Raw genomic sequence first — 23,506 nt, forward strand, 5'->3', positions numbered from 1 at the left:
CGCGGCGCCCCGCTCGACGTCAGTCGATCGGGCGGGGCGCCCGCCGGCGTCAGAACGCGCAGGCGATGACCAGCTCGGGGGTGCGGTCGGGCAGCAGGTCGAGCTTGGCGATCCGTCCCGCCGCGCGCACGTCGTCGGCGACGGTGCTGAGCTGGTCGAGCAGGGCCGCCGGCCCGAGCGCCTCGGCCAGCGGCACGTCCGCCTTCATCGACAGTTTCCGCTCCGACTTGGCCCGGCGGACCTGCCCCAGCGCGTCGGCGGCCAGCCGCAGCAGCTCCGGGTCGCCGGGCGCGGCCAGCGCGCGGTCCACCTCGTACGTGGTCGGCCACGTCGCGCGGTGCACCGAGCCGTACCGCCACCAGGACCAGACCTCCTCGGTGACGAACGGCAGCACCGGCGCGAAGAGTCGCAACTGCACCGACAGCGCGGTGGCAAGCGCCGCCCGGGCCGAGTCGGCCGCCGGCCCGTCGCCGTAGGCGCGTTGCTTCACCAGCTCGATGTAGTCGTCGCAGAACCGCCAGAAGAACGCCTCGGCGGCCATCAGGGCGGCGGTGTGGTCGTACCCGTCGAGGGCCGACGTCGCCACCCCGACCACGCCGGACAGCTCGGCGAGCATCGCGGTGTCCAACGGTGCCGTCGCCGGGGCCCGCAGCGCGTCGGCGGCGCCCAGCCCGAGCGCGAAGCGGGACGCGTTGAGCAGCTTGGTGGCCAGCCGGCGGCCCACCTTGACCTGGGCCGGGTCGAAGGCGAGGTCCATGCCCGGCTTGCCGTTGGCGGCCCAGTAGCGGACCGCGTCGGAGCCGTGCTCGGCGAGCAGCCCCATCGGCGTGACCACGTTCCCCTTGGACTTGGACATCTTCTTCCGGTCCGGGTCGAGGATCCAGCCGGAGAGCACCGTCGTCCGCCAGGGCAGCACGCCGTGTTCCAGGTGCGAGCGGGCCACGGTGGCGAACAGCCAGGTGCGGATGATGTCGTGCCCCTGCGGGCGCAGATCCATCGGGAAGACCCGGCCGAACAGGTCCGGGTCGGTCTCCCACCCGCCGACGAGCTGCGGGGTCAGCGACGAGGTGGCCCAGGTGTCCAGCACGTCCGGATCACCGGTGAAGCCACCGGGCCGACCGCGCTGCGACTCGGCGAAACCGGGCGGCGGCTCGCTGGTCGGATCGATCGGCAACGCCGCCTCGTCCGGTGTGAGAGGGTGGGTCCAGTCCGGCTCGCCAGCGTCGTCGAGCCGGTACCACACCGGCACCGGCACGCCGAAGAACCGCTGCCGGCTGACCAGCCAGTCACCGGTGAGGCCGCCCACCCAGTGCTCGTAGCGGTGCCGCATGTGCTCCGGCACCCAGCGCAGCTCACGCCCCCGGGCCAGCAGCTCGTCGCGCAGGCCGGCGTCCCGGCCGCCGTTGCGCAGGTACCACTGCCGGGTCGAGACGATCTCCAACGGCCGATCGCCGCGCTCGTAGAACTTCACCGGGTGGGTGATCGGGCGCGGCTCGCCGACCAGGTCGCCGGCGTCGGCCAGCAGCTCCACCACCGTGCGCCGCGCGCCGTTGACGCTCTGCCCGGCCAGCGCCGCGTAGGGCCCCGCCGGCACGTCCGCCGGCGGCTCCGGCAGCAGCCGACCGTCCCGGCCGATCACCACCCGGGTGTCCAACCGCAGGTCCCGCCACCAGGTCACGTCCGTCAGGTCACCGAACGTGCAGACCATCGCGATGCCGGTGCCCTTGGCCGGGTCCGCCAGCGCGTGCGCGCGCACCGGCACCTCCACCCCGAAGACGGGGGTACGCACAGCCGTGTCCACCAGGTCGGCGTACCGCTCGTCGTCGGGGTGGCAGACCAGCGCCACGCAGCCCGGCAGCAGCTCCGGGCGGGTGGTGTCGATCAGCACCTCGCGCCCGTCCGGCCCGGCGAACCGCAGCCGGTGGTACGCGCCGGGCCGGACCCGGTCCTCCAGCTCCGCCTGCGCCACCGCGGTGCCGAATCCGACGTCCCAGAGCGTCGGCGCCTCGGCCTGGTACGCCTCACCGCGGGCCAGGTTGCGCAGGAACGCCCGCTGGCTGGCCGCCCGGGCCGCCGTCCCGATCGTGGTGTACGTCAACGACCAGTCCACGGACAGGCCGAGCCGCCGCCACAGCGCCTCGAACGCCTGCTCGTCCGTCACGGTCAGCGTCTCGCACAACTCGATGAAGTTGCGTCGGGAGATCGCCGTCGGGTTCTTCCGGGCGTCAGCGCTCACCGGCGTGGCCGGCGGTCGCCAGTCCCTGTCGTACGGCAGCGTCGGGTCGGGGCGCACGCCGTAGACGTTCTGCACCCGGCGCTCGGTGGGCAGCCCGTTGTCGTCCCAGCCCATCGGGTAGAACACGGCCCGACCGCGCATCCGATGGAACCGGGCCACGACGTCGGTGTGCGTGTACGAGAAGACGTGCCCCATGTGCAGCTCGCCCGACACGGTCGGCGGCGGGGTGTCGATGGAGTACACGTCCGCGCGCTCCTTCGCGCGGTCGAACGCGTACGTGCCGTCGGACTGCCAGCGGTCGGCCCAGGTCTCCTCGAGCCCGTCCAGGCTCGGCCGCTCGGGGACCCCGGCACGCCCCGTCCTCGTCGTGTCACTCATCCGCCGATGGTAGGCACCCCCGACGGCACGCTCCACGCCTTTCCCGGCACCGTGGCTAGATCAGCGAGTCGCGCCACTGGCGGTGCAGGGCGGCGTAACGGCCACCGGCGACGGCCAGCTCGGCCGGGGGGCCGTCCTCGACGATGCCGCCGGCGTCGAGCACCAGCACCCGGTCGGCGATCTCCACGGTGGAGAGCCGGTGGGCGATCACCAGCGCGGTGCGGTCGCGCAGCACGCTGCGCAACGCGCGCTGCACCAGCCGCTCGGTCGGCACGTCCAGCGACGAGGTGGCCTCGTCGAGGATCAGCACCCGGGGGTCGGCCAGGAACGCGCGGGCGAACGCGACCAGTTGCCGCTGCCCGGCGGAGAGCCGGCCGCCGCGCCGGTGCACGTCGGTGGCGTACCCGTCGGGCAGCGCGGCGATGAACCCGTGCGCGCCGATGGCCCGGGCGGCGGCCACCACGTCGGCGTCGTCGGCGTCCGGGCGGCCGAACCTGATGTTCTCCGCGACGGAACCGCTGAACAGGTGGGTCTCCTGGGTGACCAGCACCACCGCCCGGCGCAGCTCGGCGTCGGCCAGGTCACGCAGGTCCACCCCGTCCAGGTGGACCGAGCCGGCGTCCGGGTCGTGGAAGCGGGCCAGCAGCTTCGCCACCGTGGACTTCCCGGCACCGGTCGGCCCGATCAACGCCACGGTCTGCCCGGCCGGGACGGCCAACTCCAGACCGGACAGGATCGGCGTCGCCGGCCGGTAGCCGAAGGAGACCGAGCGGAAGAGCACGGCGCCGCGCGGCGGCCCGGCGGGCAGCGGCACCGGCCGCGCCGGCTCGGCCACCGCCGGGCGCTCGTCCAGCACCCCGGCCAGCTTCTCCAACGCGGCGGTCGCCGACTGGAGCGAGTTGTAGAACTGGCTCAGCTCCTCCATCGGCTCGAAGAACCGCCGCAGGTAGAGCAGGAACGCGGCGAGCACCCCGACCTCGGTGTCGCCGCCGAGCACCCGCCAGCCGCCGTACGCGAGCACCGTGGCGGCGGTCAGGTTGCCGATCAGCCGGATGCCCGGCGAGTAGATCGCGATCAGCCGGAACGCGCGCAGGCTGGCCCGCCGGTAGTCGTCGTTGACCGCGGCGAAGATGCGCTGGTTGCGGGGCTCGCGGCGGAACGCCTGCACGGCCCGGATGCCGCGCAGCGACTCGACGAAGTGCACGATGACCAGCGCCACCGCTTCCCGGGTGCGCCGGTACGCCCCGGCGGAGGCCCGGGCGAACCAGCGGGACAGCCCGAACAGGAACGGGAACGCGAACAGCGTGACCCCGGCCAGCGGCAGGTCCAGCCAGAGCAGGATGCCCGCCACCGACAGCACCGACAGCACGGCCATGACCAGCCGGTCGATCCCGCCGTCGACCAGCTCGCCGATCGATTCCAGGTCGCTGGTCAGCCGGGACACCATCCGGCCGGACGTGTAGCGCTCGTGGAAGCCGACGTCGAGGCGGAGGAAGTGCCCGTACACCCGGTGGCGGAGGTCGAGCAGGACGGCCTGACCGATCCGGGCGGCGAGGGCGAGGAACGCGCGCCGGGCCGCGTACTCGACGGCGGTCGCCACGACGAACGCGGCGGCGACCGCGACCAGCGGGCCGGCGTCACCGGCCCGCAGCGGCCCGATGCCCCGGTCGATACCGAGCATGACCAGGTACGGGCCGGTCATCGCCGCCGCGTTCTGGGCCAGCAGCAGCGACACGGCCAGCCCGAGCGGCGCCCGGTGCGGGCGGAGCAGTTGCCGCAGCAGGAGCCGGCTGCGGGCGCGGAGCCGGGCCGTCGCCGCCGGTGACGGACCCTCGGCGCGGCTGCGGTCGGCGTCCGGGTCGGTGGACCGGCCCCGCCACCGGGACAGGTCGGCGTCCGGCCCGGTCACGAACGCACCAGGCCGACGCCGCCCGGCCGGGGTTCCGGCGCGGCGGAGAGCACCGCCCGGTACGCCGGCACCCCGGCCAGCATCTCGGAGTGGGTGCCGACGGCCACCACCCGGCCGGCCTCCAGCAGCGCCACCCGGTCGGCCAGCGCCACGGTCGAGGGCCGGTGCACCACCAGCAGCGCCGTGGTGTCCCGCAGCACCCGGCGCAGCGCGGCCTCGACCAGCGCCTCGGTGTGCACGTCCAGCGCGGAGAGCGGGTCGTCGAGGACCAGCAGGGCGGGCCGGCCGAGCACCGCCCGGGCCAGCGCCAGCCGCTGCCGCTGCCCGCCGGAGAGCGACAGCCCCTGCTCACCGATCCGGGTGGTCAACCCCCACGGCAGCTCGTACGCGAACTCCGCCTGCGCCAGCGACAGCGCGGCCCGGAGCTCCTCCTCGCCGGCCTCGGGCCGGCCCAGGGTGAGGTTCTCCCGCACCGACATGGAGAACAGCGTCGGCTCCTCGAAGGCCACCCCGACCAGCCGGCGCAGCGAGCCGAGTCGCAGGTCCCGCACGTCGTGCCCGTCGAGGGTGATCCGGCCGTCGGTCACCTCGTGCAACCGGGGGACCAGCGAGAGCAACGTGCTCTTGCCGCACCCGGTGGCGCCGACCAGGGCGAGCGTCTCGCCCGGCTCGACGGTCAGGTCCAGTTCGTGCAGCACCGGGGCGGTCGCCCCGGGGTAGCGGAAGCTCACCCGCTCGAAGCGGAGCCGGCCGTGGATCTCGCCCCGGCCCAGCGACCGGGCGTGCGGGGCGTCCACGATGGTCGGCGGCGTGTCGAGCACCTCCTGGATCCGGTCGGCGGCGGTGGCGGCCTCCTGCCCGTTCGCGATGATCCAGCCGAGTGACTGCACCGGCCAGATCAGCATGAGCTGGAGGCTGACGAACGCGACCAGTTGCCCGATGGTGAGCGCACCCCCGGCCACGGCGGCGGCGCCGGCCACCAGGACCGCGCCGAGCGTCAGGTTGGGCACCAGGTCGAACAGCGCGGAGGTGCGGGCCAGCAGGCGGGCCTTGCCGATCCCGGTGTCGTGCAGCCGGCGGGTGCCGGCGGCGAACCGGGCGGCCAGCTCCGGGCCGCGCCCGTACGCCCGCATGGTGCGGAGCCCCTGCGCGGTCTCCTCGACCAGCGTGGCCACGTCGCCCTGCTGGTCCTGCATGCGGCGGGAGGCCGCGTGGTAGTGCCGGGCGAACCGGCGGCTGATCAGGAACAGCGGCACGGCGCTGGCCGCGACCAGCAGACCCAGCCAGGGGTGCAGCCGGATCAGCAGCACCACCACGGCGGCGTAGGTGACCAGGTTGAGCACCAGGAAGAGCAGGCCGAAGGAGAGGAACCGGCGGATCACCGAGAGGTCGCTGGTGATCCGGGAGAGCAGTTGGCCGGACTGCCAGCGGTCGTGGAAGCCGGCCGGGAGCCGTTGCAGGTGCGCGTAGATGTCGGCCCGGATGGCCGCCTCCATGCCCACCGAGGAGGACGACTGGGTCCACCGCCGGATGAAGATCAGCACCGCTTCGGCGAGCCCGAGCAGCAGCGCGAGCGCGCCGAGCCGGAGCAGCCCGGCCCCGTCGTGCCGGGCCACCGGCCCGTCCACCACCCGCTGCACCACGAGTGGGACGGCCAGGCTCGCCGCGGTCGCGGCCAGCGCGGCGACCAGCAGCCAGGCGAACTCCGTCGCGTACGGGCGCAGGTAGGACCGCAGCCGCCAGAGATTGTGCAGCGGCTGGGACCGGGCGTCGGTACGCGCCGCGGGATTGCCGTCGCTGGGCGCGGGCACCAACCGACGGTAGCGGCCGGGTGCGCCGGTGCGGGGTCAGCTAGCCGTCACCCGTCCCTCATGCCCGAGAAGCCACTTCTTCACGTCCAGCCCCCAGCGGTAGCCACCGAGCGCGCCGTCGGTGCGCAACACCCGGTGGCAGGGCACGAAGAGCGCGGCGGCGTTGCGGGCGCAGGCCGCCGCGGCGGCGCGGACCGCGGCCGGCCGGCCGGCCAGCGCGGCGAACCCGGTGTAGGTCACCGGATCACCCGGCTTCACGTCGCGCAGCACCCGCCAGGCGTGTGCCAGGAACACGCCGTCGGTGTGCTGCTCCACCTCGACCGCGTCGATCGCGGTCAGGTCGCCGTCGAGGTAGGCCCGGACGGCCGCGGTCACCGGCCCGAGGTCGGCCCGCTCCCGCAGGTCGCCGCGCAGGCTCGGGTGCGTCAACGGCATCAGGGCCGCCGGGTCGGCGGTGAAGCCGGCCGCACGCACCGCCCCGCCGGGACCGGCGAGCACGCTCAGCGGCCCGGCGGGAGTGTCGATGACGGTGCTGTCCACAGTGCTCATGCTGCTCTCCAGAGTCGGATCGTCGCGTACGACCGCCAGGGGCGCCAGCGGTCCGCGTACGCGTGCAGGGTCTTCGGGTCGTCGGGCAGGCCGAGCGCGGCTGCGCCGCGACGGACGCCCAGGTCGGTGGCGAGGACGACATCGGGGTCGCCGAGCGCGCGCATGGCCAGGTAACCGGCGGTCCACGGCCCGACGCCGGGTAGCGCGACCAACTGCCGGCCGGCCTCCTCCCGGTCGCCGCCCGCTTCCAGGTCCAGCTCCCCGTCGACGACGGCGCGGGCCAACGCCCGGATCGTCTCCCGCCGGGCCCCGGGCATCCGGAACGCCGCATCCGGTGCGGCGAGCACCTCCGCCGCGCTCGGAAATGCCCGCAGGCCACCCGGTGGCCCGTCGCCGGCCCCGTCGTCGCCGGACCGGGCGGCGGTGATCAGGTGGGTGAGTGTGGTCCGGGCCGAGCGGAGCGAGACCTGCTGGGTGGTGACGGCGCGGACCGCCGTCTCGAAGCCGTCCACCGCGTGCGGGAGCCGGACGCCGGGCTCCGCGGCGACCGCCGGGGCCAGCGCCGGGTCGTCGGCGAGGACGGCGTCCACCGCGACCGGGTCCGCGTCGAGGTCGAGCAGACGACGGCAGCGGGCCACCGCGGGTGCCACGTCGCGCATGTCGGCCAGCCGCAGCGTGGCGGCCACGTGCCCGCCGGCCGGGGTCAGCGCCGCCGTGCCGGGGCCGTGCGGCAGGCGCAGCCCGCGATGGTACGTCCGGTCGCGGACCTCCTCGATGCCGGGCAGAGCGCGCAGGGCGAGGAAGTCCAGCAACGCGTCCGCGTGCAGCGGCGGCCGGTAGGCCAGTCGCAGCGTGATGGTGCCCGCCCCGCCGGCCGTCGGCCCACTGCTCCGGCCGCCCCGCAGCTCGGACGGGGTGACGCCGAACACCTCGCGGACGGTGTCGTTGAACTGCCGCACGCTGCCGAACCCGGCGGCGAAGGCCACCTCGGCCAGGCCCAGCCCGGTGGTCTCGACCAGGATCCGGGCGGTCTGCGCGCGCTGCGCCCGGGCCAGCGCCAGCGGGCCGGCGCCCAGCTCGGCCTGGAGCATGCGGTGCAGGTGCCGCTCGGTGTAGCCCAGCCGGGTGGCCAGCCCGGGGACGCCGTCCCGGTCGACCACGCCGTCGGCGATCAGCCGCATCGCGCGGCCGACCAGATCGGCCCGGACGTCCCACTGCGGGGAGCCGGGCGCGGCGTCGGGCCGGCACCGGCGGCAGGCCCGCAGCCCGGCGCCCTGCGCGGCGGCGGCGGACGGGAAGAACCGGACATTCTGCCGCTTCGGCGTCATCGCCGGACAGGACGGCCGGCAGTAGATCCCGGTCGAGGTGACGCCGGTGTAGAACCAGCCGTCGAACCGCGGGTCGCGGCTGTCGACGGCCCGGTAGCACCGCTCGAAGTCCAGCTCCATGCCCCGATCCTGCCTCCCGGACCGGCCGCTCGGCTGGCGGGATTCGGACCTGACGTGCGGCAGTCGCGCCAGCTCGGCGAAGTGGCGGTGTCCCCGGCCCTCGGATACCGCCACTTCGGCGACGTGGTGTGGATCTTGCTGGCGGGGCGGGGAAAGTGTCGTAAGTGGTCGGTACCGTCCCGCCACCAACTCAAGAAAAGGGTGCGGGGCATGGCGAGCGTGGCCGGGCGGGGGCGAGCACCACTCGACACCGCGGTGGTGCAGGGCTTCTACGACCGGATGCGGGCGGTGGCGCCGGCGGCCTACGGCGCGATCGAGCGGGATCGCGACGACGACCCGGAACGGCCCTTCGCCGAGACCGCCTGCGGCCGGCTGGTCGACTCGCTCGACGCGGCCGGCCTGCGCGCGCTCGGCATGTGGGCGCACCACTGGTGCATGCGCTTCTACGACGACGACACCCGGGTCGGCCTGCGCCTGGTCCGGGCGATCGCCGCCCGGCCCGGCCTCGGCTGGACCGCCGACGAGGTGCGCTGGCTGCTCGACCGCTCGCACGCGGCCGGCCCCGCCGCCGGCCACCGGTTCACCCTGCCGCTCGCCGCCGCGACGGAGCTGCCGCCCGGCGCGTTGCCCGAGGGCGTGGCCGCCGACGCCCGGCCGGACGCCTGGCGCCGGCTGCGGGCCGGCTGAACGGGTCGGCCACCGGCCGGGGCCGAAGCGTCGGACGGGGGCACAATGATCTCCACCGTCGCCCGCCGGAAGGACCCGCATGCCCGCCACCGAACCGACCATCGTCGCCACCAGCATGGGATACCTCAGCCGGCGGCGCGGCCCCTGGGACGCCCGGCCCAGCCAGCTCTTCGACCTCATGGCCGAGCTGGCGGACGCCGGTGACGCGCCCCGGGTCTGCTATCTCGGCCAGGCCGTCGGCGACCAGCCGACCGGCCTCACCGTGTTCTACGGCGCGTTCGCCGGCACCCGGTTCCGCGCGTCCCACCTGGCGCTCTACCCGATGCCCAACGTCGACGACATCCGCGCCCACCTGCTCGCCCAGGACATCATCTGGGTCGGCGGCGGCAGCGTGGCCAACCTCTGCGCGGTGTGGCGGGTGCACGGCCTGCCGGAGATCCTGCACGAGTGCTGGCAGGCCGGCGTGGTGCTCGGCGGCGTCTCCGCCGGCTCGATCTGCTGGCACCTCGGCGGCGCCACCGACAGCTACGGCCCGGAGCTGCGCCCGTTCACCGACGGGCTGGGCTGGCTCCCGTACGGCAACGGCGTGCACTACGACAGCGAGGAGCAGCGCCGGCCGCTGATGCACCGGCTGGTCGCCGACGGCACGCTGCCGACCAGCCACTGCACCGACGACGGCGTCGGGCTGATCTACCGGGGGACCCGGCTGGTCGAGGCGGTGGCCGACCGGCCCGACGTGGCCGCGTACGAGCTGGTGCGCGCCGACGACGGCACCGTGCGGGAGACCCGGATCGAGCCCCGGCTGCTGCCCGCCCGGCCGGACGGCAGGTAGACCGCGTAAGCTGGCTCGTCGTGAGTCTCACCATCGGCATCGTCGGCCTGCCCAACGTGGGCAAGAGCACCCTGTTCAACGCGCTGACCAAGAACGACGTGCTCGCCGCGAACTATCCGTTCGCCACCATCGAGCCGAACGTCGGCGTGGTCGGGCTCCCCGACGAGCGCCTGGGCAAGCTGGCCGAGATCTTCTCCTCGCAGAAGGTGCTGCCCGCGCCGGTCTCGTTCGTCGACATCGCCGGCCTGGTCCGGGGCGCGTCGAAGGGGCAGGGCCGGGGCAACGCGTTCCTGGCCAACATCCGTGACGCCTCGGCGATCTGCCAGGTGGTGCGCGCGTTCTCCGACCCGAACGTGGTGCACGTCGACGGCAAGGTCTCGCCCGCCGACGACATCGAGACGATCAACACCGAGCTGATCCTGGCCGACATCCAGACGCTGGAGAAGGCGCTGCCGCGGCTGGAGAAGGAGGCCAAGCTCCGCAAGGACCGGGCCGCCGCCGTCGAGGCCGCGAAGAAGGCCGTCGAGGTGCTCGACAACGGCACCACGCTGTACGCGGGCGCCGCCGCCGCGAAGGTCGAGCTGGAGCACCTGCGCGAGCTGCACCTGCTCACCACCAAGCCGTTCATCTACGTCTTCAACGTCGACGAGGCCGAGCTGGGCAACGCGGCGTTCCTCGACGAGCTGCGCGCCCTGGTCGCGCCCGCCGAGGCGGTCTTCATGGACGCCAAGATCGAGTCCGAGCTGGTGGACCTGCCCGAGGACGAGGCCCGCGAGCTGCTGGAGTCGATCGGGCAGTCCGAGCCGGGTCTGGACCAGTTGGTCCGGGTGGGCTTCCGGACGCTGGGGCTCCAGACGTACCTCACGGCCGGCCCCAAGGAGGCGCGGGCCTGGACCGTCCCGATCGGGGCGACCGCGCCGGAGGCCGCCGGGGTGATCCACAGCGATTTCCAGCGCGGCTTCATCAAGGCCGAGGTGGTCTCCTACGCCGACCTGGTCGCGGCCGGATCGATGGCGGCGGCGAAGGCCGCCGGCAAGGTCCGGATCGAGGGCAAGGAGTACGTCATGCAGGACGGCGATGTGGTCGAGTTCCGTAGCGGACTAACGTCTAAGAGCAAGGGCTGAGCGGCTTCAGAGGCGACCTCGTGGCTGACTACGTTCCGCAGATCATCACGGCGGTTGGCGCTCTGGTCGGTTCGCTCGGTGGCGTGGCGCTAACACAGCAGCATCAACGCCGGACGGCGGCTATGGAGCGCGCCGACAAGCGCCGCGCAGAGCTGCGCACCCACATCGTTGAGTTTCTGATCAACGCCGATGAGTGGGCTTCCCACATGGACATCGTCATCGTGGTGATGTGGAAGGCCACCGATCAGGACATGATCGAGCTGAGCAACAGCGAGATGACCAAGCGAGCCGGTGAACTCCGGTACTCGGTGACCAAAGAGCTGAAGCACCTCCTCGGACTCGTCGGTGACTCGCACCTCCAACAGGCCGTGCACGTCTTCCACGATCTGTGGCTCAACGTGTCGGATCAGATGATGGGTCCTGTGACTGACAAGAAGCGCAAATCGGATTTCGGCGCTGTGGAGGAGTCGCTCAAGTACCTGGGCCGTCTCCGCCGAGCGACGATCGACATCCGGAACGCCGCGTTGCCCCTGTTGTGGATCACCATCGAAGATCCCCAACCGATCAGATGGTGGCAGATCCGACGTCGTAGAGCAGCGCGACGCGCGCTCCCCCGCTGATCGCGTTCGTTGCAGGCAGCGTCAGCCGGACGTCGTCACCCATTGCTCGGCTGGTCAGGCGGGACCAACTTCCGGCGGCTCAGTCGCCCCGCGATCCGACGCCGGTGCTCGTTGAGCCAGCGGCGCTGTCTCACCAGAGGGCGCGTCCTGGGTGGCTCCAGGGGGTCCGCCGCATACGCGAGGGTGCCGTAGATCAGGCCCTGTTCCCTGTGCGCCTCGTCCAGCAGGTGCTCGAACTCTGTCGCGGCAGTGTCCGCGTTCTCGGTGAACTTCCCTGGCTCCAAAGCGCCCACGCTGACGCTCAGCTTCGCGATATCGGTGAGCAGTCGAGACCAATAGGGGTTATGACCGGGTTTGTAAACGGCGGCACGGCGGGCGAGCCACAGCGCCCTCATAGCGGTGTCGCGCAGTTCGTCGTGTGCCGCTACCGCGTCAGCGACGGCGGTCTTGTAGGCCAACTGTTCCAGTGCTTCAGCGCGGTGACCCTGCGGAAACGCATGAAACGCCAAAAACGGCACGATGGCCCGTCGTAGGGTGCGGAAATGCTTCGGGAAATCAGCCTCCATCAGATTCTGGAGTTCGGTGATGTCCCGCTCCCACCGTTCCCGCTTGCGGGTACGGCGCTGAACAGAGGGGATGATCAGGATCTGGACGAGGATGGTCCCGATCAAGGTGATCAGGCCGCCGATGAGGACATTCCGCACTGCCCCACAGTGGCAGACGCTCACCAGGGCTCGACAGAGCCCACGTGCACCACGGAACCCCCGGCGTGTCGCCGGGGGTTCCGCGTGCCGGGAGCTGTTCGGGTCAGCCCCCGGCGGTCAGAGGGGGTCTTGCTCCTCGGGGTCGTAGGCGTTCCAGAGCTGATGAGCGTTCGAGAAGATGCGCAACGCCTCCACGTCCTCCGGCTTCGGCATGAGCAACAGCACGTCATCGTCACCCCGCCGCGTGATCCGCCAGCGTTGCTCCGGTGGGACCACCAACTCCAGCCCGGGGCCGCTCCCGGTGTCCAGCCACGCGATGACCGGCCGCCCCGGGGGAGCGTCGGTGACGACCACGCGCACCGCCGGTAGCTGGATCACGTCCACCCCCTCCCGCTCGAACTGGTGGGGTCGAACCGGGCCAGCACGGCCGCCCGCTCCCGGCGGGACAACTCGGGGCTGTGGTGCCACTGGGACAGCAGACGTTCGGCGCTGGGCCGGTCGGTGGCCTCGAACGCCCGGAGCGCGTTCTCCGCCCGGTCGATGACCGGGCTCTTGCCGGGCGGGTAGAGCGCCATCAGGCGGGCGGGTGTGGGTTCGTCCGGGGGAGCTGGGTCGGGGAAACTGTTCACGGTCGGACCTCCCGTGTCCGATCAAGGCCCCCGGTGAGCGCTACCACGCGAGCCGGGGGCCGACTGCAAGGTTTCCACCACCGTAAGCCACAGGTGGCCACCTGGGAACCATCAAGGCGGCCACCTCGATATGCCAGCAGGTGGGAGGCGGTGCGCGTGCCAGAGTGGCCACGTGGCGGGCGACCTTGAGGCAGCGGCAGATGCGTACCGGGCCGCGCTCCAGCGGGTACAGGATGGCCTCGCGGAAGTCGCCTCAGCCCGTGCCGATGTGCCGAGGGTGCGTGAGCGTCTGGCCGCCGCGATCGTCACGGCGTACCGGGACGGCCAGCGGGTGGGGGAGATCGCCCGGGTCAGCGGCTACGGCCGCGAACAGGTCCGGCGGATCTTGCGGGCCAACGGTGTGGAGCCCGAGGGCACCCGGGAATCCTGACGCTTAACTGTCAAGCCCGGCCCCGGAGCCGCAAGACCCGGTCCCCGCGTCACCGGGCGAGCGTGGCAGCGCCCAGCCGCTCCAGGACCGCCTCGGCCGCTTCCTCCCCGGCCTCGCGCCCGGTCGCGCCCGAGACGTGGACGTGAAGCTCCCCGATGCTGAACGACCCGCCCGCGCTGGCCCCATCCCCACCGCGCGGCCGTCCGGCCGTCCAGGAGGGGAGGTCCCCGGTCAGGCCCCGGAGCGTGTCCTGGATCGAGCGCCGCTGGTCCTCGATGCCGAGCCGGAAGCCCTTCATCACCCGCTGGCCCGCGTCGTACAGGATCTTGTCGTCCACCTCCGCCGGACCCTTCCAGTCGGGCAACATCGAGGTGAGGGAGCTCAGGGTGGAGCGCACCCGATCGAACCCGGACCGGATGCCGGAGATCAGACCGTCGATGATCCGGCGGCCCGCATCGGCCAGCCAGCTACCGGCGGCGGCGAACGCGCCGATGACGGTTTGCCGTAGGCCGGTGACGGCCGAGCGCACCCGGGACGCCGCACCGGTGACCACCGACACCATCGCGTTCCACCCAGCCGTCCAGGCGGCCCGGATGGTGCTCAGCGCGCCGGAGATCACGCCCTTGATGCCGTTCAGGGTGGTGGAGACCGCCGTCCGGATGCCGTTCAGCACGGCCGAGACCACCGACTTGATCCCGTTCCAGGTCCCTTGCCAGTCGCCCCGGATGGCGGCCGAGACAGCGGCGATGACGCCCTTCACCACGTTGATGGCGGTGGTCACCGCGTTCACGATCAGCTTCCACGCGGTGCTGACCACCGCGCTGATGGTCTGCCACACGCCGGTGAAGATCGGGACCAGGGGAGCGAGGGCCGCCCCCACCGACGCGCCGAACTGGGCCAGCCACCCGATCGCGCCCTGAATCCAGGCCGCCGCGTCGATGAAGAACTGACGCACGGTCGGGTAGACCGAGCTTAGCCAGCCCAGCATCACGCCCAGGCCCGCGATCATGGCGCTGATGAAGGTCAGGAAGTCCTTGAAGAACAGGGCCGCCCCCGGCCCCCCGTCCGCGATGGCGGAGAAGAACACGGACAGCCCGGTCCCGAGGATCGGCAGCGCGGCGGCCATCTCCTTCAGGAACGGCCCGGCCGCCGTGATCAGCTCCTGGAACCCGGGGAGGGCGTTCTCCACCAGCCCGGCCAGCCCCTCGGCCAGCGCCTGGATCGCGCCCGAGTCCGCCAGCCCCTTGAACATCGCGGAAACCTGGGGGCTGATCCGCTTCACCAGCTCCTCGAACCTGCCCAGCGCCTCCACCAGGGGGCCGAGCATCGGCTTGGCCGCGTCGGTGAAGGTCGACTTCAGGGTGCCGGTCAACGAGCTGGCGGCGGCCTTGAGAGCGGGCTCCTCCCGGAGCAACCACGCCCCGAGCCCGATCACGCCGAGACCAGCGCCACCGATGAGCGCGCCGGACAGGAGCGCGCCGATCGCGGGGGCGGCCACGGCCGCGATGGTGGCCGCGATGGCGGCACCGGCGGCGGCCACGTACGGGTTGCTCCCCAGCGCGGAGGAGAGCCCGCCCAGGCCCTTCCCGATGCTCTCGGTCATCGCCTGGGCGGCCTCGGTCCCCGCTCCGGCGAACGAGGAGCCGAGGCGTTCCCGGTCCACGTCCACATCCGCCTTGATGTCGACGGTCGGGGTCTTGATCCGGCTCAGGGCGCGGTCCAGGTCGCGCTCGGTCTGGCGCGCGAAGTTGCGAACGTCGCCGGTGACCTCTACGCGGGCAGAGCCGACATCCGACACGGAACCGCTCCTTGGCTGGAGTCGTGTTCCGCACCCGGGCGGGCTCTCCCATACCGCCGAGCCGGGATGCTGGCGTTAGGCCAGCGGCGGACCGGGCGAGGTGCCCGGCCGCCGTGCGTGCCTCGCGTCTGCGCGAGGTGCCGGGGTCGTCGCGCTGGGGGCGCTCGCCCGGCTAAATCCAATGTCCCCCGGTCATGGGGGAGGTGGACAGAGGGTGTTTCAGCCGGGAAGTCCCGGACAGGGTGACCCGTCGTCAGTGGTGGCAAGGCACCAGTAGCACTGGGGGCCGATGACGGCGATCAGGTTCTCCGCGTCCAGGAGGAACGTGCCGTCCTCCGGGTTCAGGTTGGTGACCCTGGAGTGCTGCTCGATCGTGAACAGGTGCTCCCCATCGACCTGGGGCGGCATCTGGCGCGGCGTCCGGCTGATGTCTTGCTGGATGCCGTCCGGGATGAACGCGGCCGTGCTCATGCCGCCACCCCCGCCAGCTTCTCCAGCTCGGCCAGGCGAGCGGCCAGCCGCTCCTCCGTGGTCAGCGGGACCTCGGGGAGGTCGGTCACGTACGCCCAGGGCTCGCGCCGCTCCTCGGGACCGAGCGGCCGGTACGAGGCCATCTCGCGGGCCAGCGGGAACGGGTTCACCTGGCGGCGCGCGGGGATCAGGTCCCGGGCCGCCTCCAGGGCGTACTCCTCCACCCGCCGGTTACCCGGGATCTTGGCGCGCTGGATGAGCTGGGAGCACCCGGCGCACACCGGGCGGCCCTGGTAGGTGCCCCAGGCGTCCGCCAGCTCGTGAGACCGGCCGCACCCGGCGCACGGCCAGCCGGAGGAGTGGGGGACCGGGACGGTCAGCTCCCGGTGGCGCTCTTCCACGGCGGCGCGGAGCTCGGCCAGCTCCGCACGGGGGATGTGCTGGAACGGGGAGCGGCCCCGGCCCGCGTCGGTGGACGAGGCTTTCTCCAGCTCCCGGTACGCCAGCGGCGCGCCGATCTGCTGGGACACGTCGTAGTGAGCCCGGGTGACCCGGACCGGGCGTGCGTCGGGGTCCAGCGCCAGCGCCAGGAGCTCGGCACCGCCGGTGGACAGGGAGCACACCCGGTGGAAGCGCCAGGAGCGCACCTGGCGGGAGTAGGGCCACGTGCCCACCTGGCGGTAGGTCTGCTCGGCCTCGGGGTCGTCCTTGGCGACCGTGGCCCCGCACGTGCCGCACGCCGACGCGATGACCTCCCCGGCATCTGCCAGCGCGTGGACCAGCGCGGCGCGGGGGTCGGGAGTCTTGGCCTGGGCGGGCCTAGGGGTCTTGGTCTTGCGAGCGAACATGTCCCGGTCCTCCGTGGTCAGTCGGTGCTTGATCTTGGGGTTGTCGTCCAGCCAGCGGTCCAGCTCGTCCTTGGTGAACACCACCTGGAACGCCTCGTCCACCAGCACCCGATCCAGCTCGGGCGCGGGGCCGGTGCCCAGCCGTGCCGATTTGCGGAGGGCGTCCCGGCCGATGCCCAGGTAATCGGCGGCGGCCTCGTAGCCCACGAACTCGGTCACGGTCAGAGCAGCCGGATCGGGCCTTGCGGGACCAGCCGCCGCTTGCGCTCCAGGGCGGCCTCGGTGCGCCGGTCCAGGGCGGCCAGGAGCGCGGCGCTGTGCTCGCGCCGGGCGAGCGCGAGCCCCTGGGCGCTGGCGGCCAGGGAGCGGCCGAGTTCGTGGCGAGCGACAGCCAGCCGGAAGCGATCCGCACTCGGGGCCAGGCCGAGGCGCGGACAGATCTCGTTGACGTACTTGGCCCAGGCCCTCGGGTAGCGCTGGGCCTCGGCAGGCTGGGAGCGCCGGGACAGCGCGGCATCGAGCGCGCCGCTGATCGCGGCCTGGAGCTGGTTCGGGCGGGTGGTCATGGCGGGTTCCTTCAGTAGCTCAGGCGGCTGGTCGGCATGGTGGGTTCGCCCCCGCGATAGCCGAGGGTGGTCACGCCGCTGGAGCCGCTGGCGCGCCGTACGTACTTGGGGTTCCGGACGTAGATCCGGCGCCCCTCATCGAAGATCCGGGACGGCTGGTGCTCGGGCTCCGGCTCGTCCACCAGCTCGGCATCCACGATCTCGGGCTCCTCGGCCGGGGCCTGGGCTTGACCGTGAAGTGTCAAGGAGCGGGCGGCCTCGGCCAGCGCGGCGAGCACGGTCTGAGCGGCCACCGGCGGAGCGGAATCGCTGGCCTGGGGTTCCGCCTCCTCGTCACCTGAGCCGGCCACCTTGCTGTCATGGCTGGGAGGCTCCGGGGTGGGAGCGGCCGGGAGCGCGGCGATCGGAGCGCCTGGCAGATCGGGCACCGGGCGGCCATCCGCCACCGCGTCCACCACCCGGGAGAACCAGGCGGCCAGGTCCCCGGCGGACAGGCCGAGCCGGGGCGCGAGCGCGGCGGCCTGGGCCTGGCTCACGAGCGCCAGGAGCGGTGGGCCGTCCGGCCGGGGGATCGGGCTCGGATCACTCGGGTTGAAGCGCAGCGTGGCCGTGATGGCGGCCGTGACCGCGTGCCCGGCAACGGGAAGGCCGAGCCAGTCCGACACGAGCACGATCAGGCGGTCCGCCACGACATCGCCCCAGCGATCGGCGGCCTGGTTCGCCATGTCCAGGGCCTTGGTCGCCACTGCGCTGGCACCCATCGCGTGGGCCGCCCGGCCCAGGGCGGCCACGCGCTCGATGTCCTCGGGCTTGGTGATCCGACCGGCGGCCACCTCGGCCTTGGCGTTCGCGGCGAGCACGTCCACCGTGTCGATGGCGTCCAGGATCACCTCCCAGATCGGGCGGCGCGGACTGTTCGCCATCATCTCGGCCAGCGTGATCACGGCTCCGGCGCGCTCCTCGGCAACGGCCCGTCCGGCGGGACCGGCGTACGCGCCGTGGTTCGGGCAATGGAGGCGGCCAGGGACGGCCCACCGCTGGCACGTCTTCCCGGTGCGCTTGGACTTGGCCTCGCACTTCACCGGCGGCGGGTTCTGGCGGCGGCCCTGGCTGCTCATCAGGAACCCAGCGGGGCGAAGGTGACCCGGCCCGCGAGGCAATCGAACGATGCCGCCCAGGCCCGCTCAGCGACCATCAGACGGAGGTTCGTCTCACGGTCGAACGCGGTGTGGACCTGGGCCTCCTGGGCGCGCCAGAGGGTCACCTGGCCGGTCACGATGACCTCGCCCAGCGGGTACGCGCCGAACGCCCAGACGGAGCCCAGCGGGGTGACCTTGCGCGGGCCGTCCTGGAGGATCAGCCCGGCCTCGGCAGCGAACGCGGCGGCCTCGATGGGGGCGTGGATCGTGGCCCCGTAGCCGTAGCCCTGTTCGGTGTAGGCGTAGCGCTCTAGCGCGCCCACCACGTCCGTGATCAGGTCCGGGTCGTACCCGCCCGGAACCGGCTCGGCCTCGGTGTCCAGGGAGAGGATGTCCAGGGCGTTCCCCTCGAAGTCCAGGCCGGACCAGAGGGCGCGCTCCACGGTGGGCTGTTCGCTGGCCTCCAAGCGACGAAGGAGCGTGGCGCGTAGCTCGGCCTCGGTGTAACCGACCTGGGTGCATTCCAGGGTGGCGAGCGTGAGGAACACGCCGGTTGCCACCTCGGGGTTGCCGCCGTCCAGCGGCTTCTCGGGGGCGTCCACCTCGCCCCCGTAGCAGTTGACGCCGTAGGCGTACGCCGCGCCGCACGTGACAGGGGTGTACCGGATGCCGCCTCCCTCACCGTGCGGGGCGGGGAGGTCCAGCGGGCCGGAAGCGGCGTTGAACAGGCCGTACCGGCGTAGGCCGGGCTCGGGCGGGGCGACGGTCAGGCCGGGGATCAGGGCCATGTCTTTGTCCTCGTTGCGGTGAATTGTGGATGCACCATAAGAATCCTTTTGGTGTTTTCCTACTGGGCGGATAGGGATTGGCGGGCGGAGCGGTCCTGGACGAATCAGCGACCGGGGGACGGGTGGAGCGGGCCTCTCGATCGGGCAGCCCTGGCCGGACGAATCAGACGCCAGGTGCGCCGGGGCGCGGCGGCCCCGTGATCAAGGTTGTCCCTTCCAAGGGATCACGGCCAGAGGGCATCTCGCGGATCGAGGGGACATCTCGGCGGGGGCTCCGGGGCAGGGCCGGACAGCAATCAGCCCCGGCTGTCCGGGGCGGACGACCGGGGCTGTTGGGGCGGGTCAGGTCAGCGACCGGTCCACTCGGCGCACGCCATGTTGAAGGCGTCGAACGCGGGCTGGGCGGCTCGGTGCTCGGTCAGGGTCGCGGCCACGTCCTCGACTCCCATGAACGGGGCCTCCTCGGTGATGTCCGAGCACCGGCCGCATCCGTCGTCACCGAGGAAGTCCCGGGCCAGGTCTCCCACGGGATCACGACGGTCGGTCTGGAGGGCCAGCCAGGCCCCGAAGCTGACAGCAGGTTGCATCTCGTTCTCCTCCATGCGGCTGATCCGGTCCAGTGTGGTCCCAGCAACGACCGGGCGGTGGCCAGCCCCGGACCGTCACCAGTAAACGGCCCGGGGCTGGGGTCTCGGGGGATCAGGGGCGGACGGTCATCAAGGCGATGGCGAACGCGGTCACCAGGGCCAGGAGGCGGGCCAGATCGGGGCGGTACAACGGGTTCACGAGCGGGGCTCCTCGGTGCTGGGATGGCCCCGGCCGGACCGGCGAGGGTCCGGCCGGGGGAGGGGTCAAGCGGCGGGGAGGTACCGGCCAGAGGCCGAGTCCCAGCGGCAAGAGCCGCAACCACAGATCGAGTCCGAGCACCCGGCCGACCGAAGCGGCGTGGCACGGGTAGTGGCACGGGCAGGCCCGTTACCCGTGCCAGAGCGTTTGCCCAGGTCAGAGGCGGTTTCCGGAGCCTTGGCACGGGCTGGCACGGGTAGAACAGCATTTCGGTCCGTACTCAGAACATGTGCAGTACGGGGAGGGACGGCCGTATCAGAACCGGTGCTCTCACTTACGCGAGAGTTGTGATTCTGCCCGTGCCTACCCGTGCCAAAGCCGCTGACCTGGGCTTTCGTCCCCTGGTTACCCGTGCCACTACCCGTGCCAGGGCCGCCCCTACCCGTGCCAGCGGCACGGCTACCCGTGCCACAGTCCAGGCCCAGGCCCGCGTACCCGTCGCGGAGCCTGATCCCCTGGAGCGCCCGGTACCGGGAGCCGTCCGGCCGCCGGGGCTGAACGGTGCGGACCCCGGGGGCCACGGTCTTGATGTCGCGGGCCAACCGAGGCTTGGTGCCCGGGTGGTCCCGTCCGTTCTCCTTGCACCAGAAGCCCCAGGCCGACCACAGATCGTCCAGAGCCACCTCGTACCCCTGGCCTTCCTCCAGCGCCTCGGCCTTGAACGCCGCGTACGGGCTCGCGCCCTCGCGCATGATGTCCACGGCCTCGTTGCCCACGGCCGTGTCCTGGAAGTACCCCCGGCACAGGAGCCGGTCGAGCCCCGTCAACGCCCAGTTGAGGATGCCCGGGAGCTCCTGGAGGAGCCGGGGCTTGAGCGTGCGGTCCTCACGGCCGAGGAAGCTCTGGACGGTCTCCACGACCACCCAGCGGGTAGCGATGGTGCCGGAATCGTCGCTGAACCGGGGGAGCTCGTTGGACATCAGCATCACCCGGGCCGGGATGCGGCCCACCCAGGCGTCCCGGTTCTTGCGGTCCACCTGGATGATGTCCTCCCCCGAGATGGTCAACAGGCGTTCGACCACCACGGACACGTCGGTCTGACGCCCGATCCGGGCATCCGAGATCAGGGCCAGGGACTTCCCGAGCACCGGCTGAAGCCCGAAGTTGGTCGCCAGCCCGGCCAGCGTCGGCCCGGCGGTGTTCATCGCGCCGATGAGCGAGGTCAGCACCGTGGCGATGGTGCCCTTACCCGAGCGCGGCGGGCCGATGATGGCGAACATCTTCTGGAAGTCGGTCCGACCGGAGATCACGTAGCCGAACCACTCCTGGAGGGCGTCCACCTGGCCCTCCCCGCCGTCCGGCCACAGCACCTCCAGGAAGCGCCACCACTCGATGGGCTCGGGGGCGGCCGGGTCGTAGTCGAACGGCACCGAGACCAGGTTGAAGTACCCCGGATCGTGCGCCATCAGCTCCCGGCCCTCCAGCCGCAAGAGCCCGTTCTGGCAGGCCACGATGGTCCCCTCGGGGCGGTCGCCGGACAGCCAGGCCGGGACGTGGGTCGCCTGGTCCAGGTGCGTGATGGCGGCCAGCGCGTCCGCCAGGAACGCGACCTTGGTCCGGGTCGGTGCCCAGGGCTTGACCTGGACGCTCTTCTCCGTGTGGTGCTCGTACCGGGCGTGCTCGGTCCGCTCGTACAGCCGCTTGGAGAACGCCAGCTCCTCGATCTCGGACCAGTGCGCGGTACGCCACTCCCACCAGCCACCGCGCCAGTTCCGGATCGTGAGCGTGGAGCCCACCATCAGCTCCGGCTCGATCACGCGCGCCACGGCCAGCGGCTCGGCCGGGGAGGGAAGCATCTCGTCCCGCGCGTCACCAGCGCCGCTCGGGGTGGCCTTGGCCTTGGGCCGCTTGTCGGCCGGGTTCACCTTGGCGGAGTCGATGGCCCGCGCGAGCCAGGCGGCCCGCCGGTGCTCCTCGCGGGCGGCCAGCACGTCATCCAGACCGTCCTTCTCCCCGCCCTTGATCCGGGTGAACAGGACCGAGGTCGCGCCCTCCTGTTCCAGGGCCTCGGCCAGCTCGGCCCCGGCACGGTACACGTCCAGGTTGGTGGCCGAGTCAGAGTCCAGGCAGACCACCACGCGGTAGCCGTCCACCACCCCGAGGTCGGGGATCGGGCGGCCCTCCTTCTGCCACATCCGGCACCCCGCGATGCCGTACACCGCGACGGTCTCCGGCGCGTACGTGGCGGCGGCCAGCGCTTGCTTGGTGCCCTCCACGATCAGGACCCGCTCGGTGGTCCCGGTGATCGGGCGGAGCGCCCAGAGAACCGGCTCCATCCCCCGCCGGAACACGTACTTCCTCGGGCGGCCCCGGCCGTCCTCGGTCGGGTGGTCCGGGCGGACCTGGTACTCCACCCGGCCGTCCGGGCTGGTCCAGGGGAACAGGATCGCGGGGAAGTTGGCCCAGTTCTCCCACACCCCGCCCAGGTCGGCCGTGTCCTCGCGGCTCAGGAGGGACCGGACGCCCAGCGTCTCGGCCAGGTCCAGGTTCACGGCCTGGGCGGCCAGGAACTCGCGGTGGTCCGGGGTCAGCTCAGCCACGGTCGCCACCCCCGGCCAGCGCCTCGGCCAGGTCCCGGCGCGCCACGTTGGTGGCCTCGGCCTCGCACCACCGACGATCCCCGGCGAACGTGATCCAGCACGCGCCGCAGCCCTCGTCACAGCGGCTCGGATCGAACGAGCGGGTAGACTTCACAGTGGTCTTGTTGTTCTTCTGGGACGGCTTCCCCTTGGGCGAGGGGGAGCCGTTCGTCTTCTCCGGCATGATCACTTGCCCCCGTCCGTGGAGGCGAGGAGCGCGCGGAGCTGGGAGCGGTGGTTCTCGGTGAGCTGGGGGGCGCGCTTCACCAGCGCGCGAACGTAGCGGTCCACGGACTGGGCGGCCTCGCTGGCGAGCTTGGCGCGCTTGCGCCGGAACTCGGGGTCCTCGTTGGACCCGGTGATGGTGGGGCACTTGTGCGTCACGGAAAGCTCCTCGATTCGAGGAGCTACCGGCGGAGTCCCAACCGACCTGACAGCTCTGTGTTGCCTTGCTCAACGTCTACCGTGGGGCGCGGTGCGCGCCTTGGCCCCTTGCGGGGCACTCCCTCTACGGGTTGGCACTCTGGGCGAGCAACCCCGTAGGTGCCTTAACCATAGGTACCTACCCGAACGCCTGGGAAGTTCAAGCCGAGTGCCCGGCGTCACCAGTCATGACGGCAAAGTCCTTACGCCACAACGGATTCCGGGCACCTGATCGTCAGACGGGCGGCCTACTTCAGGCCCACCCCGCGCTTCCTCGCCATGACGGTCCCACCGCTACCGAGCCTTACCCAGGCGACCACGTCCTGATACCGGACGCCCCGCTCCGCACACACCGCCTGGACGTTCTCGATCGGCATCAACCATGACGCCTCGGCTCCGGGCTCCAGCCGGTGGGGGATCTCAGCGGACAGCGGCACCCGGTCGAACTGGATCAAGTTGCCGCCGTCCGGGCACTTCAAGCCGTAGCCCGTCACCGTGACCGCCGTACGGCCCGAGTTGCTGGCCTCGATCACCACGAAGTTGCCATCGAGTCCCGGGACGAAACCCAGCTTGGCGGTCACCTTCACCACCGCGCCGGTCCGTCGCCAGGAGATGATCTGCCAGGTGAGCGTGATGCTGCTCATCACGATGGCGATCACGGACAGAATCTCTGGCGTCTTCATGACTGTGA

The 23,506-nt window shown here is 72.3% G+C and carries 24 protein-coding genes; 5 read left to right on the forward strand and 19 right to left on the reverse strand.

Features of this window, described 5'->3' with window-relative positions:
• Positions 1 to 49 precede the first annotated feature (49 nt).
• From valS to VKK44_RS02370, 5 genes are read right to left on the reverse strand one after another with little or no spacing between them, the layout of a single operon-like run.
• Positions 50 to 2,614 (reverse strand): valine--tRNA ligase, encoded by a 2,565-nt coding sequence (gene valS / locus VKK44_RS02350; protein ID WP_343445201.1) that lies wholly within the window; start codon positions 2,612 to 2,614, stop codon positions 50 to 52.
• A 55-nt stretch (positions 2,615 to 2,669) separates the two neighbouring features.
• Positions 2,670 to 4,523, reverse strand: a complete 1,854-nt coding sequence (locus VKK44_RS02355; RefSeq protein ID WP_343445202.1) for an ABC transporter ATP-binding protein — start codon at positions 4,521 to 4,523, stop codon at positions 2,670 to 2,672.
• A complete protein-coding gene (locus tag VKK44_RS02360; protein WP_343445203.1) occupies positions 4,520 to 6,334 on the reverse strand; it encodes an ABC transporter ATP-binding protein in 1,815 nt (604 codons plus the stop codon). Before VKK44_RS02360 ends, VKK44_RS02355 begins: the two co-directional genes overlap by 4 nt.
• Positions 6,335 to 6,370: 36 nt before the next feature.
• Positions 6,371 to 6,883 (reverse strand): methylated-DNA--[protein]-cysteine S-methyltransferase, encoded by a 513-nt coding sequence (locus VKK44_RS02365; RefSeq protein ID WP_343445204.1) that lies wholly within the window; start codon positions 6,881 to 6,883, stop codon positions 6,371 to 6,373.
• Positions 6,880 to 8,331 (reverse strand): AlkA N-terminal domain-containing protein, encoded by a 1,452-nt coding sequence (locus tag VKK44_RS02370; RefSeq protein WP_343445205.1) that lies wholly within the window; start codon positions 8,329 to 8,331, stop codon positions 6,880 to 6,882. The genes VKK44_RS02365 and VKK44_RS02370 overlap by 4 nt, the downstream gene beginning before the upstream one ends.
• Positions 8,332 to 8,541: 210 nt before the next feature.
• Here VKK44_RS02370 and VKK44_RS02375 point away from each other — a divergent pair, with 210 nt between their 5' ends.
• From VKK44_RS02375 to VKK44_RS02390, 4 genes are all read left to right on the forward strand, one after another.
• Positions 8,542 to 9,018, forward strand: coding sequence for a hypothetical protein (locus VKK44_RS02375; protein ID WP_343445206.1), 477 nt, complete (start codon positions 8,542 to 8,544; stop codon positions 9,016 to 9,018).
• Positions 9,019 to 9,097: 79 nt separating this feature from the next.
• On the forward strand, positions 9,098 to 9,850 hold the full coding sequence (locus tag VKK44_RS02380; protein ID WP_343445207.1) for a Type 1 glutamine amidotransferase-like domain-containing protein: 753 nt from the start codon (positions 9,098 to 9,100) through the stop codon (positions 9,848 to 9,850).
• A gap of 20 nt (positions 9,851 to 9,870) precedes the next feature.
• Positions 9,871 to 10,974, forward strand: coding sequence for a redox-regulated ATPase YchF (ychF, locus tag VKK44_RS02385; RefSeq protein ID WP_343445208.1), 1,104 nt, complete (start codon positions 9,871 to 9,873; stop codon positions 10,972 to 10,974).
• A gap of 20 nt (positions 10,975 to 10,994) precedes the next feature.
• A complete protein-coding gene (locus VKK44_RS02390) occupies positions 10,995 to 11,594 on the forward strand; it encodes a hypothetical protein (protein WP_343445209.1) in 600 nt (199 codons plus the stop codon).
• A gap of 35 nt (positions 11,595 to 11,629) precedes the next feature.
• Here VKK44_RS02390 and VKK44_RS02395 read toward each other — a convergent pair whose 3' ends face one another.
• The 3 genes from VKK44_RS02395 to VKK44_RS02405 all read right to left on the reverse strand — a co-directional run bounded on the left by VKK44_RS02395 (position 11,630) and on the right by VKK44_RS02405 (position 12,927).
• Positions 11,630 to 12,298, reverse strand: coding sequence for a hypothetical protein (locus VKK44_RS02395; RefSeq protein WP_343445210.1), 669 nt, complete (start codon positions 12,296 to 12,298; stop codon positions 11,630 to 11,632).
• A 117-nt stretch (positions 12,299 to 12,415) separates the two neighbouring features.
• Positions 12,416 to 12,676 carry a hypothetical protein gene (locus VKK44_RS02400; RefSeq protein ID WP_343445211.1) on the reverse strand — a complete coding sequence of 87 codons (261 nt, stop codon included), beginning with the start codon at positions 12,674 to 12,676 and terminating at the stop codon, positions 12,416 to 12,418.
• Entirely contained in the window at positions 12,673 to 12,927 is a 255-nt protein-coding gene (locus VKK44_RS02405) for a hypothetical protein (protein WP_343445212.1), read from the reverse strand. Before VKK44_RS02405 ends, VKK44_RS02400 begins: the two co-directional genes overlap by 4 nt.
• Before the next feature lie 277 nt (positions 12,928 to 13,204).
• Here VKK44_RS02405 and VKK44_RS02410 point away from each other — a divergent pair, with 277 nt between their 5' ends.
• Positions 13,205 to 13,357: a helix-turn-helix domain-containing protein gene (locus VKK44_RS02410; RefSeq protein ID WP_343445213.1), complete on the forward strand. Its 153-nt coding sequence runs from the start codon at positions 13,205 to 13,207 to the stop codon at positions 13,355 to 13,357.
• A gap of 49 nt (positions 13,358 to 13,406) precedes the next feature.
• On the opposite strand, the gene VKK44_RS02415 is transcribed toward VKK44_RS02410, so the two are convergent.
• The 11 genes from VKK44_RS02415 to VKK44_RS02465 all read right to left on the reverse strand — a co-directional run bounded on the left by VKK44_RS02415 (position 13,407) and on the right by VKK44_RS02465 (position 23,498).
• Positions 13,407 to 15,155 carry a phage tail protein gene (locus VKK44_RS02415; RefSeq protein WP_343445214.1) on the reverse strand — a complete coding sequence of 583 codons (1,749 nt, stop codon included), beginning with the start codon at positions 15,153 to 15,155 and terminating at the stop codon, positions 13,407 to 13,409.
• A gap of 219 nt (positions 15,156 to 15,374) precedes the next feature.
• Positions 15,375 to 15,626 (reverse strand): hypothetical protein, encoded by a 252-nt coding sequence (locus VKK44_RS02420; protein WP_343445215.1) that lies wholly within the window; start codon positions 15,624 to 15,626, stop codon positions 15,375 to 15,377.
• Complete coding sequence (locus VKK44_RS02425; protein ID WP_343445216.1) at positions 15,623 to 16,693, reverse strand: DNA-binding protein; 1,071 nt, start codon at positions 16,691 to 16,693, stop codon at positions 15,623 to 15,625. Before VKK44_RS02425 ends, VKK44_RS02420 begins: the two co-directional genes overlap by 4 nt.
• Positions 16,694 to 16,695: 2 nt before the next feature.
• Positions 16,696 to 17,040 (reverse strand): hypothetical protein, encoded by a 345-nt coding sequence (locus VKK44_RS02430; RefSeq protein ID WP_343445217.1) that lies wholly within the window; start codon positions 17,038 to 17,040, stop codon positions 16,696 to 16,698.
• 11 nt (positions 17,041 to 17,051) lie between these two features.
• Entirely contained in the window at positions 17,052 to 18,158 is a 1,107-nt protein-coding gene (locus VKK44_RS02435) for a hypothetical protein (RefSeq protein ID WP_343445218.1), read from the reverse strand.
• A complete protein-coding gene (locus VKK44_RS02440; protein WP_343445219.1) occupies positions 18,158 to 18,967 on the reverse strand; it encodes a hypothetical protein in 810 nt (269 codons plus the stop codon). The genes VKK44_RS02435 and VKK44_RS02440 overlap by 1 nt, the downstream gene beginning before the upstream one ends.
• Before the next feature lie 347 nt (positions 18,968 to 19,314).
• Positions 19,315 to 19,554 (reverse strand): hypothetical protein, encoded by a 240-nt coding sequence (locus VKK44_RS02445; RefSeq protein WP_343445220.1) that lies wholly within the window; start codon positions 19,552 to 19,554, stop codon positions 19,315 to 19,317.
• A gap of 264 nt (positions 19,555 to 19,818) precedes the next feature.
• Complete coding sequence (locus VKK44_RS02450; protein WP_343445221.1) at positions 19,819 to 22,353, reverse strand: DNA primase family protein; 2,535 nt, start codon at positions 22,351 to 22,353, stop codon at positions 19,819 to 19,821.
• Positions 22,346 to 22,507 (reverse strand): hypothetical protein, encoded by a 162-nt coding sequence (locus VKK44_RS02455; protein WP_343445222.1) that lies wholly within the window; start codon positions 22,505 to 22,507, stop codon positions 22,346 to 22,348. Before VKK44_RS02455 ends, VKK44_RS02450 begins: the two co-directional genes overlap by 8 nt.
• A gap of 71 nt (positions 22,508 to 22,578) precedes the next feature.
• A complete protein-coding gene (locus VKK44_RS02460) occupies positions 22,579 to 22,776 on the reverse strand; it encodes a hypothetical protein (RefSeq protein ID WP_343445223.1) in 198 nt (65 codons plus the stop codon).
• Between the two features lie 287 nt (positions 22,777 to 23,063).
• Positions 23,064 to 23,498, reverse strand: a complete 435-nt coding sequence (locus VKK44_RS02465; protein ID WP_343445224.1) for a hypothetical protein — start codon at positions 23,496 to 23,498, stop codon at positions 23,064 to 23,066.
• Between the last annotated feature and the right edge of the window lie 8 nt (positions 23,499 to 23,506).

Origin of the sequence: Micromonospora sp. DSM 45708 (assembly GCF_039566955.1) — a bacterium.
In the GTDB taxonomy this organism is placed as follows: domain Bacteria; phylum Actinomycetota; class Actinomycetes; order Mycobacteriales; family Micromonosporaceae; genus Micromonospora.